This window comes from Pseudomonas sp. KH_021 (genome assembly GCF_057838865.1).
Window position 1 is genome coordinate 3,272,817 of record NZ_CM174477.1, and the last position, 18,233, is coordinate 3,291,049.

General features: G+C 57.7%; 18 protein-coding genes and 1 pseudogene. 11 read left to right on the plus strand and 8 right to left on the minus strand.

Features of this window, described 5'->3' with window-relative positions; genetic code table 11:
- The first annotated feature begins 17 nt into the window (after positions 1-17).
- Complete coding sequence (hbdH, locus tag AC3IX4_RS15115) at positions 18-788, plus strand: 3-hydroxybutyrate dehydrogenase (protein WP_489256258.1); 771 nt, start codon at positions 18-20, stop codon at positions 786-788.
- 98 nt (positions 789-886) lie between these two features.
- Here the strand turns inward: hbdH and AC3IX4_RS15120 are convergent, their stop codons facing one another.
- Complete coding sequence (locus tag AC3IX4_RS15120; protein WP_489256259.1) at positions 887-2,032, minus strand: PilT/PilU family type 4a pilus ATPase; 1,146 nt, start codon at positions 2,030-2,032, stop codon at positions 887-889.
- Positions 2,033-2,159: 127 nt separating this feature from the next.
- Here AC3IX4_RS15120 and AC3IX4_RS15125 point away from each other — a divergent pair, with 127 nt between their 5' ends.
- The 3 genes from AC3IX4_RS15125 (at position 2,160) to AC3IX4_RS15135 (ending at position 5,482) form a co-directional block, all read left to right on the plus strand.
- Entirely contained in the window at positions 2,160-2,435 is a 276-nt protein-coding gene (locus AC3IX4_RS15125) for a peptidylprolyl isomerase (protein ID WP_489256260.1), read from the plus strand.
- 44 nt (positions 2,436-2,479) lie between these two features.
- Positions 2,480-2,950 (plus strand): serine protease inhibitor ecotin, encoded by a 471-nt coding sequence (gene eco / locus AC3IX4_RS15130; RefSeq protein WP_489256261.1) that lies wholly within the window; start codon positions 2,480-2,482, stop codon positions 2,948-2,950.
- 132 nt (positions 2,951-3,082) lie between these two features.
- Positions 3,083-5,482 carry a hypothetical protein gene (locus AC3IX4_RS15135; protein ID WP_489256262.1) on the plus strand — a complete coding sequence of 800 codons (2,400 nt, stop codon included), beginning with the start codon at positions 3,083-3,085 and terminating at the stop codon, positions 5,480-5,482.
- A gap of 71 nt (positions 5,483-5,553) precedes the next feature.
- On the opposite strand, the gene AC3IX4_RS15140 is transcribed toward AC3IX4_RS15135, so the two are convergent.
- Entirely contained in the window at positions 5,554-5,814 is a 261-nt protein-coding gene (locus AC3IX4_RS15140) for a DUF1652 domain-containing protein (protein ID WP_489256263.1), read from the minus strand.
- Positions 5,815-6,031: 217 nt separating this feature from the next.
- Here AC3IX4_RS15140 and AC3IX4_RS15145 point away from each other — a divergent pair.
- Both AC3IX4_RS15145 and AC3IX4_RS15150 read left to right on the plus strand, forming a co-directional pair.
- Positions 6,032-6,151, plus strand: a pseudogene (locus AC3IX4_RS15145) (non-homologous end joining protein Ku); the annotation flags it as partial.
- Between the two features lie 265 nt (positions 6,152-6,416).
- On the plus strand, positions 6,417-8,891 hold the full coding sequence (locus tag AC3IX4_RS15150; protein WP_489256264.1) for an autotransporter family protein: 2,475 nt from the start codon (positions 6,417-6,419) through the stop codon (positions 8,889-8,891).
- A 4-nt stretch (positions 8,892-8,895) separates the two neighbouring features.
- Here the strand turns inward: AC3IX4_RS15150 and AC3IX4_RS15155 are convergent, their stop codons facing one another.
- Together AC3IX4_RS15155 and AC3IX4_RS15160 are read right to left on the minus strand one after the other, a co-directional pair.
- On the minus strand, positions 8,896-9,522 hold the full coding sequence (locus AC3IX4_RS15155; RefSeq protein ID WP_489256265.1) for a LysE family translocator: 627 nt from the start codon (positions 9,520-9,522) through the stop codon (positions 8,896-8,898).
- 53 nt (positions 9,523-9,575) lie between these two features.
- Positions 9,576-10,265, minus strand: a complete 690-nt coding sequence (locus tag AC3IX4_RS15160) for a metallophosphoesterase (protein WP_489256266.1) — start codon at positions 10,263-10,265, stop codon at positions 9,576-9,578.
- Between the two features lie 124 nt (positions 10,266-10,389).
- Here AC3IX4_RS15160 and AC3IX4_RS15165 point away from each other — a divergent pair, with 124 nt between their 5' ends.
- Entirely contained in the window at positions 10,390-10,884 is a 495-nt protein-coding gene (locus tag AC3IX4_RS15165; protein WP_489256267.1) for a DUF3016 domain-containing protein, read from the plus strand.
- A gap of 159 nt (positions 10,885-11,043) precedes the next feature.
- Here AC3IX4_RS15165 and AC3IX4_RS15170 read toward each other — a convergent pair whose 3' ends face one another.
- From AC3IX4_RS15170 to AC3IX4_RS15180, 3 genes are all read right to left on the minus strand, one after another.
- Positions 11,044-12,405, minus strand: a complete 1,362-nt coding sequence (locus tag AC3IX4_RS15170; protein WP_489256268.1) for a purine-cytosine permease family protein — start codon at positions 12,403-12,405, stop codon at positions 11,044-11,046.
- A gap of 5 nt (positions 12,406-12,410) precedes the next feature.
- Complete coding sequence (locus tag AC3IX4_RS15175; protein ID WP_489256269.1) at positions 12,411-13,085, minus strand: cysteine hydrolase family protein; 675 nt, start codon at positions 13,083-13,085, stop codon at positions 12,411-12,413.
- Between the two features lie 100 nt (positions 13,086-13,185).
- Entirely contained in the window at positions 13,186-13,341 is a 156-nt protein-coding gene (locus tag AC3IX4_RS15180) for a hypothetical protein (protein ID WP_489256270.1), read from the minus strand.
- Positions 13,342-13,604: 263 nt separating this feature from the next.
- On the opposite strand from AC3IX4_RS15180, the gene AC3IX4_RS15185 reads away from it, so the two are divergent.
- From AC3IX4_RS15185 to AC3IX4_RS15195, 3 genes are read left to right on the plus strand one after another with little or no spacing between them, the layout of a single operon-like run.
- Positions 13,605-14,198 carry a fasciclin domain-containing protein gene (locus AC3IX4_RS15185; RefSeq protein WP_489256271.1) on the plus strand — a complete coding sequence of 198 codons (594 nt, stop codon included), beginning with the start codon at positions 13,605-13,607 and terminating at the stop codon, positions 14,196-14,198.
- Between the two features lie 35 nt (positions 14,199-14,233).
- Positions 14,234-14,860 (plus strand): RNA polymerase sigma factor, encoded by a 627-nt coding sequence (locus AC3IX4_RS15190; RefSeq protein ID WP_489256272.1) that lies wholly within the window; start codon positions 14,234-14,236, stop codon positions 14,858-14,860.
- Positions 14,857-15,531, plus strand: coding sequence for an anti-sigma factor (locus AC3IX4_RS15195; protein ID WP_489256273.1), 675 nt, complete (start codon positions 14,857-14,859; stop codon positions 15,529-15,531). The genes AC3IX4_RS15190 and AC3IX4_RS15195 overlap by 4 nt, the downstream gene beginning before the upstream one ends.
- A gap of 462 nt (positions 15,532-15,993) precedes the next feature.
- On the opposite strand, the gene AC3IX4_RS15200 is transcribed toward AC3IX4_RS15195, so the two are convergent.
- Positions 15,994-17,397, minus strand: a complete 1,404-nt coding sequence (locus AC3IX4_RS15200; protein ID WP_489256274.1) for a purine-cytosine permease family protein — start codon at positions 17,395-17,397, stop codon at positions 15,994-15,996.
- A 332-nt stretch (positions 17,398-17,729) separates the two neighbouring features.
- On the opposite strand from AC3IX4_RS15200, the gene AC3IX4_RS15205 reads away from it, so the two are divergent.
- Positions 17,730-18,215, plus strand: a complete 486-nt coding sequence (locus AC3IX4_RS15205) for a flavin reductase family protein (protein WP_489256275.1) — start codon at positions 17,730-17,732, stop codon at positions 18,213-18,215.
- Positions 18,216-18,233: the final 18 nt, after the last annotated feature.

The window sequence follows — 18,233 nt, forward strand, 5'->3', positions numbered from 1 at the left end:
TCAACTGGAGGATTTCTATGCAACTTAAAGGCAAGACAGCACTGGTCACGGGCTCCACCAGCGGCATTGGCCTGGGTATCGCCCTGCGCCTGGCCCAGGCGGGAGCCAATCTGATTCTCAACGGCTTTGGCGATGCGGCACCTGCGATAAAAGCCGTGGCCGCGCACGGCGTCAGCGTGGTCCATCATCCGGCGGACGTCAGCGATGTGAAGCAAATTGCCGAACTATTTGCCTACGCCGAGCAGGAGTTGGGCGGTGTCGACATCCTCGTCAACAACGCCGGCATCCAGCATGTGGCCGCCGTTGAAGACTTCCCCGTCGAGCGGTGGGACGCGATCATCGCCATCAACCTGTCGGCGGTCTTCCATACCTCGCGCCTGGCCCTGCCGGGAATGCGCGAACGGGATTGGGGGCGGATCATCAATATCGCCTCGGTGCATGGCCAAGTCGGCTCGGTCGGCAAGGCGGCCTATGTAGCGGCCAAACATGGTGTCATCGGGTTGACCAAGGTGGTGGGGCTGGAAACGGCAACCAGCAACGTTACCTGCAACGCCATCTGCCCCGGCTGGGTGCTGACACCGTTGGTGCAGCAACAGATCGATGCACGTGTCGCCAAGGGCACTGACCCCGAGCAGGCCCAGCATGACCTCTTGGCCGAAAAACAACCGTCATTGAGTTTTGTCACACCTGAGCATCTGGGTGAGTTGGTGCTGTTTTTGTGCAGTGAGGCAGGCAGCCAGGTGCGTGGCGCGGCCTGGAATGTCGATGGGGGGTGGTTGGCTCAATAGGCCGCGCGCAGGGCTGTAGGAGCAGAGCTTGCTCGCGATGAGCGCGCCGCGGTTTGCCTGATACACCGCGGTGCATTCATCGCAGGTAAACCTTGCTCCTACTCATCCAGCAGGCCCCAGTCCGACGCGCTCGGGTTGAGGGTGCTGGTGGGTGATTGAGGCGTCGACCGATGCTCGCCAACGCCATCGCGATAAAGCTTGAGGCGTAAGCGCAGGTTGTTGTGCGAGTCGGCCTGGCGTACGGCTTGTTCGTCGTCGATCGCGCCCTCCACCACCAGGTCGAACAACGCCTGATCGAAGCTCTGCATGCCCAGCTCTCGCGAGCGCTCAATCAGTCCCTTGAGCTCGGAAAACTCATTGCGCTGGATAAAATCACGAACCGCCGGCGTGCCCAGCATGACTTCCACCGCCGCCCGGCGATGGCCATCACGCGTTTGCACCAAGCGTTGCGAAACAAAGGCCTGAAGGTTGTTACCCAGGTCATTGAGCAACTGCCCACGGCGCTCGTCAGGAAAAAAATTGATGATCCGATCCAACGCCTGATTGGCCGTGTTGGCATGCAATGTCGAAATGGCGAGGTGACCGGTGTTGGCGAAGGCCAAGGCATGCTCCATGGTTGCTCGGTCTCGGATTTCACCGATCAGGATCACGTCCGGTGCTTGCCTCAAGGTGTTTTTCAGAGCCGAGTGAAAACTGCGGGTATCCACCCCGACCTCGCGTTGGCTGACGATGGACTTCTTGTGCCGGTGGATGTATTCGATGGGGTCTTCGATGGTGACGATATGGCCACTGCTGTGACGATTGCGATAATCGATCAAGGCGGCGAGCGAGGTCGACTTGCCCGAGCCAGTCGCCCCCACGAACAGTATCAGCCCCTGTTTTTCCATCACCGCATCGAGCAACACCGCCGGCAGCTTGAGGTCTTCGAAGCGGGGGATATCCAGCTTGATATTGCGAAAGACGATCGACACTTCATTGCGCTGGCGATAGATATTGACCCGAAAGCGCCCAATGCCGGGCATCGACATGGCCAGGTTCATTTCAAGCTCGCGGGCAAAGTCCCGGGCTTGTTCGGCATCCATGATGCTCGCGGCAATCGCCGCCACTTCACCGGGTTTTAGCGCTTCAGTGCCCAGGGGTTTGAGCACGCCATTGAACTTCGCACAGGGCGGCGCCCCGGTCGCCAGGTAGAGGTCAGAGCCATCTTGGCTTGCGAGTGTCTTCAATAGTGCTTTTATATCCATATGCACGGCCCTGTGGCGTAGGTGACAGCCGATAGCTTGGGCCACCGGGTTGCTTGCGGCAAGCGCGCGCTGGGATGATGGGGCATAATTGGTGCTTTAGACTCGCACAGTGCAAGGCAACCGCGTCATGAAAGCTCTCGCTCGCCATATTCTGGTGAAAACCGCCGAAGAGGCTGAACAACTCAAGCAACGCATCGCCAAGGGCGAAGCCTTCGATGTGCTGGCCAAGAAGTATTCCACCTGCCCTTCGGGCAAACGCGGTGGTGACCTGGGCGAAGTTCGTCCGGGGCAAATGGTCGGGGCCATTGACCAGGTCATCTTCAAAAAGCCCGTGCGTGTCGTCCACGGGCCGATCAAAAGCAAATTTGGCTATCATCTGGTCCAGGTGTTCTATCGCGACTAGGCTTGTGCCCGCTCCTCTCTTACTTCAGCCCGCAAGGAGGCTCCATGCGCGTAGCGCTGACCCTGATTCTTCCGCTACTGATAGCCACCGGTGCCCAGGCTAGCGGCCCGAAAGACATTGCCCCGTTTCCGGCACCGGAGGCCGGCTTTACCCGCCAGATCATTCACCTTCCCCACCAAACCGACGAGTCGGCCCACAAGGTCGAAATACTCGCCGGCAAGACCCTGGAGGTCGACTGCAATCGCCAGCGCCTCGGTGGTACGCTCGAAGAAAAAACCCTGGAAGGTTGGGGCTATTCCTACTACCGCCTGAGCGAAGTCAAAGGCCCCATGAGCACCTTGATGGCCTGCCCGGATGGCAAGAAAACCAAGACGTTTGTGCCGGTCACCGGCGATGGCTTCCTGCTTCGCTATAACAGCAAATTGCCGATCGTGGTGTATGTGCCCAAGGGCATCGATGTTCGCTATCGCGTCTGGTCGGCTTCAGAGCGAGTGGGCAAGGCCATTGCGGAATAAGTCGACTGGGATTAATGGAGTCATTCCTCCAGCACAGCCACAACCCACGTCAACCCGTTAGATGTGCTAGTAGTTGAAACTGTGTCGGCGTGGTCTCATCCAGGCATATTCAATTATTGCCTGGATGATCAGTTGAACAATCAACCTATTGCCACTTCAACCAACGGGTCCATCGAAGACCTGCTTGACTGGATGAAAGACACCTCCCGCATGATGGGCTGGGATGTTATTTTTGCGCTGGACAGAGAATTACTTAACAAGCTGCTCACTCAGGAATATATACGCCGCTTCAACTCGGCGTCCTACCTGAGCCCAATCACAGGCAGTATTGACACAACTTCCGATACAAAAGAGTACCTCAGCCAGTTCGTGTTGGACACCCCACGCCTTTCATTCGAGAACGCGGACCTTGGCCATTCAAAAGCCAAGTTGAGCATGGCAATCATGGACGGTCGGCAATTAACCCTGAGACAGTCCTTTGGACAATGGAGCGCGACAAAAATTAGCGAATGGTACGCCTTCGACCCAACACGGTTATTGCTCGATTTGTCCTTTAGCGAAGTTTCCGGCAACGTCCAGGATGATGGCCGACTACAGTTGGACTTGAGCAACAGCGACAACTTCGAATTACTCACCCCCGCGACGCCTGACCAGCAGTTGCAGCTTGGATTGATTTTCAAAGAACTGTTCGGTCGCCTGCCGCCTGCTCAACGAGTGTATACATGGGGCAGCATTCGGCCAGGATCCAATGCCGTAGTAGCCCCTCAATCATTTGCCTTACGTACTCAAGCGAATCCTCGGGGCTCCAGCGACCCGTATTCTGAAGGATACGGCAGCGGTGCAGTGCTCGCCTTTGTCCGAATGCGAGGCCGGGTGGAGGGGAGCCTTCCAGGCAACGAGTCGGGATTCCGTTATCTGATTCCCTCCCCCTCGGATCGAGACTATTCAGCGACGGTGCTGTATGACGAGAGTCGATGGAGGCTGGCAGAGGTCATGGAATCGCTGGCGAAGCACTTTCGTATCAGCGACTTCGAGATACACACCAATGATGCCGGCTCAGTGGTGGGCGCAACGGCAATAAACGGAACATCGCCTATTGGAGATTTTTACACCCATGTTCTCATCGGGGCTGGCGGAGACTTCTACAGCGGGCACATGCAAATTGACGCGCCGGCCCTGAGGGTTGGGCATGCCATGAATGTCAGCCGACATGCCCACGGGATTACTGTTACGTGGACAGCCTCGGCATCATCAAGGGTCCGGGCGTGGATTACGTATTATGGGTCATCGGAAAAACTGGATGAATTAGAATTTTCACGCGCCCGCTTCAATGTTTCCCTCACGGCAGAGTACACGGCCCGCGAGAACACCCATCTCGACCTGGAGCTCACCCAATTTGATTGCAACGCCCAAGTCTTTTTGCCCAACATCGGAGCGAACGATGACACGTTGATCAGCGCCACATCTATTCCAATACCGTTGCAGCAACTGTTAAGCCAACTGCAACAGATGGCCAATCCTGCTCACATTGAAAGTGCATTGGAATCCAAGTTCGATGATTTCCTGCCGACAACACTTTCTATGCAGGATTTCCTGGAAAAAAACATCCAGCTGAACTTTGACCACCTCATAACTGGCACTGAGTTTCATGCGCCCTACGATTACGGCCTTTTCTCAGAGGTCAGCCCCAGGCAGACCGCTTTCGTGATCTCCCCTTTGGAGCCGATCATTGAATGCGATGCCTCACTACAGTTCACCACCGCGCCCTCCGTTCCTGGCGTCAGATGGCGATTGGAGGCGCTGTCTGGCAGCCCTGTGGCCGGTACGATCAACGCGACTACCGGGCTCTATCAAGCCCCACCGCGCAGCGCTGTGAGGGGCACTTTCACTCGTGTGCGAATCGTTGCTACGCATTCATCATCGGGATACATGAGCCAGGCGTTACTCACCGTGGTGAGTCAATCGATCAGTATCAATCCACTGATACAGACCTGTGATGCCGGTAGACGCGTAGAGCTGATGTCCGCAAGCCTGGGCGGAGCTTCGCTTGAATGGTCGATCAAGAACCCGATCGAGGGCGAGAGCGGCCGGCTGGAGGCCAGCGAAAGCTCAGAGGACAATCGTGTTTACATTGCCGCTGCGCCTGTTGCAGATAAAGACTTTGTCATTGATGAGATAGAAGTCAAAAACCCGCTCACCGGGGAAAGCCAGGCGGCTCATGTCCTGGTCATTCAATGGGGCCCAGAGCTAACACTCAGCATTGACGCGAATGAGGCGTTGCCACCAGGACAGGTCAAACTGCAAGCCAAGCGCCGAGGCGCCTTGTTGGAAGTCGATTGGCGGATTGGTCTGGGGCCTGGGGAGGTTGATCCTTCAAGCGGCGTGTATGTCGCCGATGACACCGCTTCTCAGCGATATGTTTTGATTTTCGCCAAAACCAAGCCTGAAGCGTCGGCTCAATATGAGGGCTATCTTATTCTGCCACTGCCGCTGAGCGACTTCGGCGAGGTTATAGAGACGCTATCGGCGTAGAGCGTCTGTGCATTTATGAAACAGGTCACGACTCCCTTGAGTGGAGTCAGTGACCTGATGGCTCTCCCTGGCTACAGGCTGTCGCTGATTCGCCTGGCTTGGGCTACATTGCGGTGCTTGAGGTCGTGACGCAACCCGGTAATGAGATTGGAAATCGCCCGATTGCTATTGAGTTGCTCGGCACAAATACCGGTGACCTGCAGATCGACCCGCTCGCTGGCTCGATCAAAAATCCTCACGGTCAGCGACCTGTCCTGCGCTTGAGTGCATTGGCAGCGCATGGGCAGAAAGCTGCTTTCGATGATATTTCGCAGTTCCAGTGTTGAAAGCATTTAAATCCCTCCTTGTATTATCAGTACCTGTTTCCTTGCTGTTCATCCCGCCCGGACAAGCGTAGGACTGATTTCCATTTCATGCAGGAAAAATTGGCACTGATCGCTGGTTATTGTTAGAAATTTGCCAATCGGACGCACGCCAATCCGGTGACTGAAACTTTGCCCGCTGTTGTGCAGTCAGCTGATTATCAAGGCATCGGCAGGAACAGCAGCCATGGCAAGGGCAATCTGGAAAGGGGCGATCAGTTTCGGTTTAGTGCATATCCCGGTGGCCTTGGTATCGGCCACATCAAGCCAGGGCGTGGATTTTGACTGGCTCGACAAACGCAGCCTGGGAGGCAAGGCGCCTGCCAAGGCCGACAGCGCAAAGGCCAGTAAAAAGTCAGCGGCCCGTAAGCCACCCAAGGCTTCCTGACGTTGATCAAGCCTATTCAACCCCTGAGTATTGTCCTCTCATAATCTGGGCACAACTGTCAGTTATGACAGCTTCTGTACCTTGTTGTTTACCCTTATAACGCAGGGTAAACATCTTCCCTATCGGCTAGTGCCCTACCGGATGCAGTGGTGTTTCCCCTACCTAAATGGATAAGGATAAAGCCATGCCCCTGCAACTGCTCAAGCATTCCGGCACCTTGCTGTTGCTCACCCTTGCCATCCAACAGGCCAATGCAGCCTGCATCTTCACACCCACCGCAGGCAATGACAGTTTCGTCTGTGACAGCGGTACCGCGCCTTCATTGACAGACAATGCAGGCAACAACTCACTGTTGTTTCCCGTCGGCAGTACCGGCGCGATCAACGGTGCCGTGGTCTTTGGTGCCGGGCAGGACAGCCTGATCATTAACGCCGGCACCATTGGTGGCGCCGTGCAGATGGGCACCGGCATCGACTATACCGAGATCAATGGCGGCACCATTCGGTCCCTCGCCCAGGGTGATGGCCTGGATAACTTCCTGATGACCGGCGGCACCATCACCGGCGCTTTCGAAGACGGAGATATCGCCAAACAGACCGGTGGAACCATCGGCCGGGTCGATATGAAGCTGGATGACAACACCTACGACATGTCGGGTGGCAGGATTATCGGCAACCTGGTCACAGGCTTTGGCAAAGACACCATCATCGTTTCTGGTGGCAGCATCGGCGGCAATATCAGCGTCAGCGGTGGCAACGACAGTGTCTCGGTCAGTGGGGGCGATATCGGCGGCAATATCCTCATGAGCTTTGGCGACGACGTCTTTACCTGGAAAGACGCTGGCGCCATCAAAGGCGCCATCCAACTGGCCGATGGCACCGATAAAGCGCTCATCACCAATATGCCAGCCAATCTGCTGTCACAACCGACTTCGATCGACGGCGGCACGGGCATCGATAGCCTGACGTTCGAAAACAGCAAACCGGATCGCGCGGCGACGTTGCTCAATTGGGAAACGGTGGCACTGACCAACCAATCCGAGATGACGCTCAACGATTCGCTGGTGTTGGGTGACAGCGGGACGGGCACGGGGGTGTTGTCCCTCGACAGCACCAGCACCTTGCGCTCTGCAACAGGTCAGGTGACGCCCTTCAATACCGCGCAAAACGCGACGCTGGTCAACAACGGTGTCATTGACCTTACGGGCAATAGCGCTGCCGGACGCTTGACGGTGGTGGGTGACTATCAGGGTAATGGCCAGCTCAAAGTCGACAGTGTCCTGGCCGGCGACGGGGCCGATTCGGACAGGCTGGTGGTGTCAAAGGGCACGCTGTCGGGCAACACTGTCATCCAGGTGAGCAACTTCAATGGCGCCGGAGCGCTGACGCCCCAGAATGGCATCCAGGTGGTCGAGGCCAATCAGGGGGCGACCAGCAATAGCAGCGCGTTTACCCTCGGCACGCCGCTTTCAGCTGGGGCGTATGAGTATTATCTGTTCAAGGGCGGTGTCTCTGCCGGAAGCGAAAACAGTTGGTACCTGCGCTCAAGCGTCGTGGCGCCGCTTGCGATTGCTGCCACACCCACACCAGACCCGACTGCCCCTCCGGTGGAGCCGACGTTTCCCCAGTTGGAGCCGCTCCCGGAACCGGCTGCCAGCGTGCCGGTCGCCGCCATTGGCACGCCGCCTTTGCCTGAGCCGGTCGCCGGCCAAAGTATTGCCTTGTACAGGCCTGAAGTGCCGGTGTATTCGATTGCCGCCACGGCCGCCAGCGCACTGGGACGTGAAGCACTGAGCACTTTCCACCAACGCCAGGGCGAGCAGCGCCTGCTGAATGAAACGGGCTACGTCCAGGCTGGCTGGGCGCGTGTCTATGGCGTAAACGTCGATCAGAAACTCGAGGGCGACGTGTCGCCTTCGTTCAACGGCAGCGTGACTGGCGCACAGGTGGGCCACGATCTCTGGGCATCGGACTCACAGCGAGTGGGGCTGTATGTCGGCAAATCGCGTATCCGGGGGGACGTGAAGGGTTTTGCGCTGGGGTTTGAGGACAATGAGGTGGGCAACCTGAAACTGCTGGGCGACTCGGTGGGCGCCTACTGGACGCTGGTGCAACAATCGGGTGCCTATGTTGACCTGGTCGGCCAGTACACCCGGCTCAACGGCCGTGGTCGCTCCGACCGCGGGGTCCAATTGGACCTGGACGGCCAGGTGGTTTCGGCCTCTGCCGAAGCGGGGCTGCCCATTGCCTTGAACGAGACATGGGATATCGAGCCCCAGGCGCAGTTAGTTGTCCAAAAGGTCTCGCTGGACAACAAGAACGACGGTATTTCCCATATCAGCTTCGACAACGACCCAAGCGTCAGCGGGCGTGTGGGCGCCCGCCTACGGGGAAACTTCAAAGCCGGTGGGATGCCCATCACCCCTTGGGTCCGGACCAACCTGTGGCGTACCTTCAACGCCACCAACACGGTCACTTACGACAGCATCGATCAGATCGATACCCAGCAGTCAGCGACCTGGCTTAACGTCGATACCGGTGTCGCGGTGGACTTGGCGCCTGCGGTCAGCGTCTACACCAGTGTCAGCTACGGTGCCAATCTGGACGGCAACCAGCAGAAATACCTGGCCGGCGATCTGGGTATTCGCCTGCGTTGGTAACCCCTCACCCGCGCCGGGCCGCCAACAAGCCAAGCCCGGCGCAGCTCAACAAAGCGGCGCTGGAGCGGTTGAAGACCTGACGTCGGCGTGGCTCGCTGAACCAGCGGCGCAAATAGGCGCCAACCCAGGAGTAGATGGCAATGGCCACCCACTCCAGCAACAGGAACATCCCACCCAACCAGGCGAACTGCTCGGCTACGGACGTAGCGCCATTGACGTTGACGAACTGCGGCAGGAACGCGGTAAAGATCAGGATGGCCTTGGGGTTGCCCGCTGCAACCCAGAATTCCTGGCGAGCCAGGCGAAACAGCCGGGGGTTGTGTGTAGAGGCCGCTGCGATCTGATCGACCGGCGCACGCCACAGTTGCCAAGCGATATAGAACAAATAGGCCGCGCCCAGGACCTTGATGCCGGTAAACAAGACTTCACTGGTGTGTAGCACCACCGCCAACCCCATGGCGGCCAAGGCAATCATGCCGGCAAACGCAATCAAACGGCCAATCCCGGCCAGGCACGCCTTGCGCAACCCATGGCTGCTGGCGTTGTTGAGCGACAACAAGTTGTTGGGGCCAGGCGCCATATTGAGTGCAAAGCAGGCGGGAATGAACAGGGTGAGGGTTGCGAGATCCATGACGGTGTTCCACAGCAAAAGGATTCGTCCAACGATAGCCTTGTGCCCGCCCCTCAGGCAACCACGGTGAGGGTTGCAAGGTCCAGCAAGGTAAAATGCCCTCTGCTCCAGCCAGCGGTATCGATGTGATAGACATTTCCCAACACCGTCACTTGCGATAACGGCGTATGACCGACGATCAATGCCCGCAGACCGCTGATCGGGTGGTGATCCTCGCGCTGCAAGCGGCGCCTGGACCACTGGCAGGTTTCCCTTGCGTCGGCGGGCAATTGTTCCGTGCTGATGGCGTCGCGCAACTGTTGCCAATCGGCATAGGGGCAGTCGGCATGCACAAAGCCAATCTTTCCTGCCGCTGTTGCGACTTCCATGGCCAACGGCATCTGCTCGAAACGCCGGGCGAAGGCAATCTGATCGGATTTGGGAAGGTCAAGAAACCAGCCGCCGCCGCTGGATCGATACATATCGTAGTCCAGCCAACAGCCCTGGACATGGGCAATGGCCAAGGCTTCATGATTACCCTGGATCGCGAAAAACCAGGGTTTATCGAGCCAGTCGAGCACCTCTGTACTCTGGGGGCCCCGGTCCACCAGATCTCCCACGCTGAATAGTCGGTCAGTGCGAGGATCGAAACCGGCTGCGTCCAGCGCTTGTTGCAGGCGATCAAAATGCCCGTGAATATCCCCCACGGCCCAGTCCCTGCCCTGAGGTTGCGCATTGGCTGAAAAATGAAGGAAGGCGCTCATGGTCTTGCCCTTACCTGTGTACTCACTGTTCAGCATAGGCCATGGCCTGAGTCGACTTGTCGCTCACTGGCAAGGGCGTAGACTCTTAAAGGTGAAGTTGTAGTGCCACACTTGGAGGTGCGCCATGCGCCCGCAGATTTTACCGGTACTGCTGCTGGGCTTGAGTACCAGTTGCGTCTTTGCTGCCACGTCGCCTGTGGTCGTGCAATTCACAGACCCCGAGCATTACAGCGACGCCAGCCTACGCTCCAGCTACCAGCGCGGGGCTGACCCCAGCGTCCTCAAGGCACTGCAAAACGATTTCGAAGAGCTTGGCAGGCGCTACCTGCAACCCGGCCAGCAACTGCTGATCAATGTTCGCAATGTCGATTTGGCCGGTCGTTTCGAGCCCTGGAACTACAATGCCAATGACGTGCGGTTTATGCGCGATATCACCTGGCCTTCGATTGATCTGCATTATGTGCTGAGCCAGCAAGGCAAGGTGGTGCGCCAGGCGGATGCACAGATCAGCGACAAGTTCTACCTGCAGCGTCCGGGTCGAATGGCCCATAGCGACCGTCTGTATTCGGAAAAGGCGATGCTCGACGATTGGTTTCGCCAACAGTTCGCATCGCCCTGATGTCTTTATTGTCCCTAATGTAGGAGCCGGGTTTACCGGAGTGCCGGACCACCGCGATGGGGGCTATGCGGTCTGTCTGATGCACCGCAGCGTCTTCATCGCAGGCAAGCCTGGCTCCTACAAAGGCCGCGATCATTCCGTCATGCGGCCCATGCCCTGTTAATGACCAGCCACCGGCTTCAACTTCGCCACTTTAGCCTTCATCAACCCGTAGTACGTGAGTGCTGGCACCACCAGCCCAACTACCCAGGCCAAGTCCACGCCATCCAGCGCTTGCGCCACCGGCCCGACATACAGGGTCGTGTTCATGAACGGAATTTCCAGCAGGATCGCGCCCACGAAACTGGCACAGGCAATACCATTGACGCGCCCGTATTGCCCGTTCATGTCGAAGATATCCGGCAGGCTATACACCCCTTTGCGCAGGCAGTAGTAATCCACCAGGTTGATGGCCGTCCACGGGATCAGGAAGTAGCTCATGAAGAAGATGAAGTTCAGGAAGAACGCAATGAAGTCATCCTGGCTAATGGTGCACAGCGCAGTAGCGACCAGGCTGATCACCAGCATGAACACGCCGCGTACCCGAGGCGTAACGCTCAGCCGCGAGAACGGCTCGATCACCGTGACGGTCGACATGAACGCACCGTACAGGTTGAACACGTTGATCGAGATCTGGCCGTACAGGATAAACGCGAACAGCAACACTGCAGCCGGGCCAAACAGGCCGGCGACATGGTTGCCGACGTTATCGGAGAACCCTGCGATACCCACGCTCAGGATGGCGCCCAAAATCATCATCCAGGCCCCGCCAGTGACGGTACCGATGTAGCTGTACCAGAACACCTTGGAGGTAGGCGTGTTGGTCGGCAAGTACCGCGAGTAGTCCGCTACATACGGTGCATACGACAACTGCCAGGTTACCGCGATGCTGACTGCCACCAGGAACTTGGACAGTGAAAAGCCTGTAGCCGCCCACTGCTCTGCGGGTATCTGCAAGCTCAACGCCAACACCGTTGCAACCACGAAGACCACCAGCGACAGCAACGACAAGACTTTCTGCAAGCGATGGATCAGCCGGTAGCCATACAAGGCAACGACAAAGCACAGCGCTCCGATCAGATAGATATTGCCGTCAGCCGACAATGGGCTCACCGACTCGATGGCTTGCGCCGCCAACAGCGTGTTGCTGACGAAAAAGCCCAGGTAGATCAACATCACGAACAGCAAGGGCAGCACTGCACCGATCACACCGAACTGCGCACGGCTCTGGATCATTTGCGGGATGCCAAGCTTAGGCCCTTGGGCCGAGTGCGAGGCCATGAAAATCGCCCCCAACAATGACCCCAGTACGATTGCCAGGGCACTCCAGAACAGGTTCAGCCCCATTACGACGGGCAGCACGCCCGAAGCAATGGTGGTGATGTTCATGTTGGCGCCAAACCAGATGAAAAACAACGAGCCCGGTTTGCCATAACGCTCGGCTTCAGGGATGAAATCGATGCTTCTTTTTTCGACGTTCATACGGATTACTCCTGAGCCTGAAGGCAGTTGTGCAAGCGGGCGATAGCCCCCGGCAACTCTTGTGGTTGATGGGCAAACTGATCGGGAGAATCAGGCGCGCAGCCGGTATAGGCCTGGCCTGCCAGCGAAAGTAGCCACTGATCGGTGGTCAACAGCTCCAGCGAATAGACCCAGTTGGCGAGAATCAACAGCGCCGAGTAATGCGCCGCTTCCGTGGTCGCCGTGCAAGCATCGGTCACCAGGCGGATGCGATATCCCAAGGCAAAGGCGTCGTACACGCTGGTCATCACACAGACATCAGTCAACACACCACAAATGGTCAGTGTGTCGATACCCTGTTGCTGCAAGCGCTCGTGCAGATCCGTCTGGAAAAAAGCGCTGTAGCGGGCTTTGTCGATGACCGTATCACCGGAAATCGGGGCCAGTACTGGAAGGATCTCGACTTCAGCGGTGCCGCTACGATAAGTAGCCGGCCCACCGTCGGCGGCCAGGGGCTCGTTGGGCGGCATCCCGCTTCCATCGGCCTGGTTGATGTGGCGGGTGTAGAAAATACCCATGGACTGCTGGCGGGCAGCGGCCAGCAGATGGGCGGTATTACGAACCACGGAATCGAACCCTTCCAGGGCGAAACCGTTCTCGCATTGCATATCAATGATCAACAGCGCGTTATTTTTGTTCATGGCAAACCTGATCACAGGGAAGGACGCCAGGCGTCCAGCACACTCCAATCGCCAGGCTCAAAAAGCCGGACGACGTAAGAATTCCACTGATGGGAGGGGCTCAGGAAACTATTTGCCAGAAACCGTTCTGCTTAGCGGAGACGCTTGGACGCAGACGTTTGATGCGCACGTGCGAAGTGGTCGAATTGGCACGTAGGTAGGCCAACTCGATACCGGGCAGCGGAAGTGCAGCAGGTGGGTTGAATCGATTGTTCATGGGGGATAATCGACCGTGGGATGAACAGCACTAGTACCGGTATACCATAATACAAAAAAGCTGCAAGTGTCCCCCGCCAAATGGATGTTCTATACATTTGAAAAATGTCACTTAGACCTTCGTCTATGACGCCGCCACTTCTCCGCCAAATGGCCAATCTCGCGATACAGAAAATTTTCTCGCACACGCTGCATCCACTGGACGCGCCCCTGCGTATATCCACTAAGGCCAGAGCTTTTCTGACCATCACAAGGGGTATCACCATGAACAGCTCTTCAATCAAGCGTCCAGTCATTGCCAGCCTGCTGACCCTGGCCATGTTCAGCGCGTTCACTTTCAGCACAGCTCAAGCCGCAGATATGTCACACCCTAGCGTGATGGTGGGCGGGCAGAGCATGCTGGCGACCAAGACCATCGTCGACAACGCTGCCAATTCGGCTGACCACACCACCCTGGTCGCAGCGGTCAAGGCCGCAGGCCTTGTGGATACGCTCAAGGGCAAAGGCCCGTTCACCGTGTTTGCGCCGGTTAACTCAGCCTTCGCAGCCCTCCCCCCAGGAACGGTCGACACCCTGCTCAAGCCAGAAAACAAAAACACCCTCACCCATGTGCTGACCTACCATGTCGTCGCCGGCAATCTGGACATGATGGAGCTCACCAAGCGCATCAAGGCCGGTGGCGGCAAAACCGAACTGACCACCGTCAGCGGCGGCAAACTGTGGTTGATGATGAACGGCCCCCACAACATCGTGGTCAAGGATGAGAAAGGCGATGTGGCAGATATCAGCACTTACGACGTCACTCAATCCAATGGCGTCATCCATGTGATCGATAAAGTGCTGATGCCAAAAAGCTGATTTTCTGCGCAACAGCTATAACTGGAAGGTGCGGCATGCAACCGAATGCGCAGGTTGGCAACCCTTGGCCACATGCCGCCCCACCCTTGAATCGAACGTTCAGGAGCCTGGCTATTTCGACCGTAAACGCCGTTCAATTGCAGAGCTTGCTGGCCGACGTTTCGTTGGGCAACCGCCGCTCGTTCGAAACCTTGTACCGAAGCGTCAGTGCCAGCACCTATGCCGTCGCATTCAAATGCCTGGGGCGCACCGATGTAGCCCAGGAAATCGTGCAGGAAACCTTCGTGCGCATCTGGCACAACGCTGCCAGCTACAACGCCGAATTGGCGCAGCCCTTGACCTGGATACTCAGCATCACCCGCAATCTGGCCATCGACCAACTGCGCAAGCGTCGTGAAGTACAACTGGACGACTACCCGCACCTGGAGCTTGAGGACCAGGCCCCCGGCGCTGTCGAGCAATTGAGTGCCGAGCGCGATGCCCGCGCCCTCAATCGTTGCCTGCAAACACTGGACAAGGCCCAGCGCACAACGATCACCACCGCCTATTTCCAAGGGTTGTCGTGTTCACAGATCGCCGCGCATCTGAACGCACCCCTGGGCTCGGTAAAGTCCTGGATTCGTCGAGGCATGGAGCGCCTGCGCAGGTGCCTTGAATCATGAACTACCAATCCCCCTCCCTTCGTCGAGCGCTGGCCGCCGACTACTGCATCGGCTTGATGTCCCCCTTGGCGCGCAAGCGGTTCGAGCGCCTGCTACGCGATGATCCAGCCTTGGGAATCGAAGTGGCCCAGTGGCATGAATCGCTGATCAGCACCCTTGAGCCTGTTTCTGATCAGCCCGTCCCAGAACAGGTCTGGAGGGCCATCGAGGCCCGGTTATTTAAAGGTGCATCGCCGTCCAAACCCAGCCTGTGGGATCTGCGCTGGATGCGCGCCATTGCGATGGCCGCCCTGTTCGCGGGGGTGCTGCTGATCGGCTTGTACTTCCACCAAGCCGACCCGCGCTACACCACCACCTTGATGGCTGCCAACCAGCAAGCGGTCATGGTCATTGATGGTTATGACGACCACCTGCTGATCGAACCGATGCAACTGGCGGCTGTCGATAGCGATCGCAGCCTGGAGTTGTGGGCCATTCCTGCTGACGGCAAACCTGTTTCACTAGGACTGTTACCTCGCCAAGGCGCGGCGAAACTTGAACTGGACAAAACCCAGCAGACCGCGCTGCAAACGGCCACAGCGTTGGCGGTCAGCCTTGAGCCCCTGGCAGGCTCACCCACCGGCCAGCCCACGGGGCCGGTGTTGTATCAAGGTGCTCTGCGTTCCCTGTAGGAGCAAGCCTTGGCTGCGATAGCCATAGGTATCTACACATCTTTTGGTGTACTGCATTTCGTAGCAGTGGACGAGTAGAACGAGGCCACGTCCGGCTGCGCAGCAGTCGTAAAACCTGGCACTTCAGTATTCAGATACACCGCGAGTACAGGCTTTGCGAGGACTACGTCCCCGGACCTGGCCTCGCTGAACTCGTCTACTGCTACGAATGTAGCCGCTGACGAGGTACGAGGCTGCGATCGGCAGCGAAGCGGCCGTAAAACCTGAGACCGTAATCCATCAGGCACACCGAAGGGCCTGAATTTACGACGGCTTCGCCGCCGATCGCAGCCTCGTACCTCGGCAGCGGCTACAAGAGCCGCGCTGCCCCAGAATTGTGTAGATACCTATGCTGCGATGGCCCCACCGCGGTGTATCAGGTAGACCGCGGTGGGGCCATCGCGAGTAAACTCTGCTCCTACATCAGTCAGCCAGGGCCACTGCGCCTACTCGCGACTCACCACGGGTCGCCAGGCAGTAATACAGTGGGCAAGTCACGGCCAGCCCCACCAGCCACGACAGGTCCACGCCGTCGATGATATTGGCGTACGGCCCGACATAGATCGAGGTGTTGGCAACCGGCAACTGCACCAGGATGCCGATGAAGTACGCCACGATCGCGTGCATGTTGAAACGACCATAGATGCCGCCATCGGCACTGAAGATCGAGTTGATATCGTAGCGGCGTTGCTTGATCAGGTAGAAGTCGATCAGGTTGATCGACGCCCATGGCACCAACACCAGCAGCAGCGCCAGGATCAGGCCGATAAACTGCGAGATGAAGTCGGACGAGGCGCTCAGTGCCATCAGGCAGCAACCCACCAGCACCACCGTCGAGAGCACTACCCGCACACGAATGCTCGGCGTCCAGTTACAAGCGAAGGTCTGGATCGACGTCACGATCGACAACACCGCGCCATAGAGGTTGAGGGCGTTGTGGCTGATGATGTTGAGCAGGAACAGCACCATCAGGATCGGGCCCAGCCAGCCAGTCGACTGCTTGACCGCGGCCATTGCTTCAGTACCTTCCGGGGTTGCCAGCACCGCGACAGCACCAAAGCTGAACGACAGGATGGTGCCCAGGCAAGCGCCCAGGTAAGTGGCCATGAACGGGCGGAACACACCGATGTCGGCCGGCAGGTAGCGCGAGTAGTCCGACACATAGGGCGAGAAGCTGATCTGCCAGATAATCCCCAACGATACGGTGGCCAGGAAACCCGAAAGATTAAAGGCGCCGCGCGTGAAGAAATCTGCCGGCAGCTCGTGGGCGAAGATATAGATAAAGCCCGCCAGCAGCGCGGTCCCCATCACCCAGGTGCCGATACGGTTGAGGGTATGGATGAAGCGATAGCCAATCACCCCGATGGCCGTGGCGCTCAGCGCACCGATAATGATACCGGCCGGCAGTGGCACCGACTCGGCAATCCCGGTAATGGATTTACCCGCCAGCACGATGTTGGAAATGAAGAAGCCCAGGTAGATGATCGCGGCGAAGAACACGATCAGCAACGCGCCATATCGGCCAAACTGGCCACGGCTCTGAACCATCTGCGGAATGCCCATGCACGGCCCCTGGGCCGAGGCCAGGGCAATGACGATACCGCCGATCATGTGGCCAAGCACAATGGCGAGCAGCCCCCACAGTAGATCCAGGTGGAATACCTGGATCACCATCGCGCCAGTGACGATAGGCAGTGGCGCGATATTGGTGCTGAACCAAAGGGTGAAGAGGTCACGGGCCTTGCCGTGGCGCTCTGCGAGTGGAACATAGTCGACCGTATGGTTTTCGATCAACTGGCTGGAACCGGTCTGCTGTGAATCGTTCATGAGTTCGAAAATGCCTGTTCTTATCTTTGTATGAAGCCAACCCCTGGCACGCTGGCTGCTCTCCGGCAGCTCAGTAGTTGCAGACCATATTATGGTATTCCAATATTTTGGCAAGACTGATCCGCTGATTGCACGACCAACTGATCCGCTTCCTTCAATGCCCTTTATTGCCTATCGATCGCCGCAGCCCCAGCAAACAGGCGCTTGACCGCCTTCTACGACGTTTGTCGCCTTCTCTGGAAAAAGGACTTGCAAAGTCAATCTTACGGTATACCATCAGACAACAAAGCTTATAAAAAGCGCCCTAGCCGCTCCCCGCGAGGATTTCCGCAATGATCGATGCCAACGTCTACAAGCATGTGATGGGTTCGTTCCCTTCCGGCGTAACCGTCATCACCACCCTGGACGACGACGGCCAGATCGTCGGTCTGACGGCCAGCGCCTTCAGTTCCTTGTCCATGGACCCGGCGCTGGTGCTGTTTTGCCCCAACTACAGCTCCGACTCCTATCCTGTTCTGATCAAGAACAAGCGCTTTGCCATTCACTTTTTGTCGGCCGAACAGCAGAAAGAAGCCTATGCCTTTGCCAGCAAGGGCAAAGACAAGGCCGCCGGCATCGAGTGGACGCTGAGCGAACTGGGTAATCCGCTGCTGGCCAATGCCACAGCTATCATCGAATGCGAACTGTGGCGTGAATACGAAGGCGGTGACCACGCCATCATGGTCGGTGCGGTGAAAAACCTCATCGTCCCGCAGCAGTCCATCAGCCCACTGGTGTATTGCCGCGGCAAAATGGGCGCACTGCCCGCCTTTGCCTGACCCCTGCGCATCATTATT

What these genes read in the sequence shown, in the direction of transcription:
- AC3IX4_RS15150 (WP_489256264.1), top strand. Translation starts at nt 6,417, where the DNA reads ATGCCCCTGCAACTGCTCAAGCATTCCGGCACCTTGCTGTTGCTCACC.
- AC3IX4_RS15140 (WP_489256263.1), bottom strand. Translation starts at nt 5,814, where the DNA reads ATGCTTTCAACACTGGAACTGCGAAATATCATCGAAAGCAGCTTTCTG.
- AC3IX4_RS15180 (WP_489256270.1), bottom strand. Translation starts at nt 13,341, where the DNA reads ATGAACAATCGATTCAACCCACCTGCTGCACTTCCGCTGCCCGGTATC.
- AC3IX4_RS15190 (WP_489256272.1), top strand. Translation starts at nt 14,234, where the DNA reads ATGCAACCGAATGCGCAGGTTGGCAACCCTTGGCCACATGCCGCCCCA.
- AC3IX4_RS15200 (WP_489256274.1), bottom strand. Translation starts at nt 17,397, where the DNA reads ATGAACGATTCACAGCAGACCGGTTCCAGCCAGTTGATCGAAAACCAT.
- eco (WP_489256261.1), top strand. Translation starts at nt 2,480, where the DNA reads ATGCGCGTAGCGCTGACCCTGATTCTTCCGCTACTGATAGCCACCGGT.
- AC3IX4_RS15195 (WP_489256273.1), top strand. Translation starts at nt 14,857, where the DNA reads ATGAACTACCAATCCCCCTCCCTTCGTCGAGCGCTGGCCGCCGACTAC.
- AC3IX4_RS15165 (WP_489256267.1), top strand. Translation starts at nt 10,390, where the DNA reads ATGCGCCCGCAGATTTTACCGGTACTGCTGCTGGGCTTGAGTACCAGT.
- AC3IX4_RS15125 (WP_489256260.1), top strand. Translation starts at nt 2,160, where the DNA reads ATGAAAGCTCTCGCTCGCCATATTCTGGTGAAAACCGCCGAAGAGGCT.
- AC3IX4_RS15120 (WP_489256259.1), bottom strand. Translation starts at nt 2,032, where the DNA reads ATGGATATAAAAGCACTATTGAAGACACTCGCAAGCCAAGATGGCTCT.
- AC3IX4_RS15160 (WP_489256266.1), bottom strand. Translation starts at nt 10,265, where the DNA reads ATGAGCGCCTTCCTTCATTTTTCAGCCAATGCGCAACCTCAGGGCAGG.
- hbdH (WP_489256258.1), top strand. Translation starts at nt 18, where the DNA reads ATGCAACTTAAAGGCAAGACAGCACTGGTCACGGGCTCCACCAGCGGC.
- AC3IX4_RS15205 (WP_489256275.1), top strand. Translation starts at nt 17,730, where the DNA reads ATGATCGATGCCAACGTCTACAAGCATGTGATGGGTTCGTTCCCTTCC.
- AC3IX4_RS15170 (WP_489256268.1), bottom strand. Translation starts at nt 12,405, where the DNA reads ATGAACGTCGAAAAAAGAAGCATCGATTTCATCCCTGAAGCCGAGCGT.
- AC3IX4_RS15175 (WP_489256269.1), bottom strand. Translation starts at nt 13,085, where the DNA reads ATGAACAAAAATAACGCGCTGTTGATCATTGATATGCAATGCGAGAAC.
- AC3IX4_RS15185 (WP_489256271.1), top strand. Translation starts at nt 13,605, where the DNA reads ATGAACAGCTCTTCAATCAAGCGTCCAGTCATTGCCAGCCTGCTGACC.
- AC3IX4_RS15155 (WP_489256265.1), bottom strand. Translation starts at nt 9,522, where the DNA reads ATGGATCTCGCAACCCTCACCCTGTTCATTCCCGCCTGCTTTGCACTC.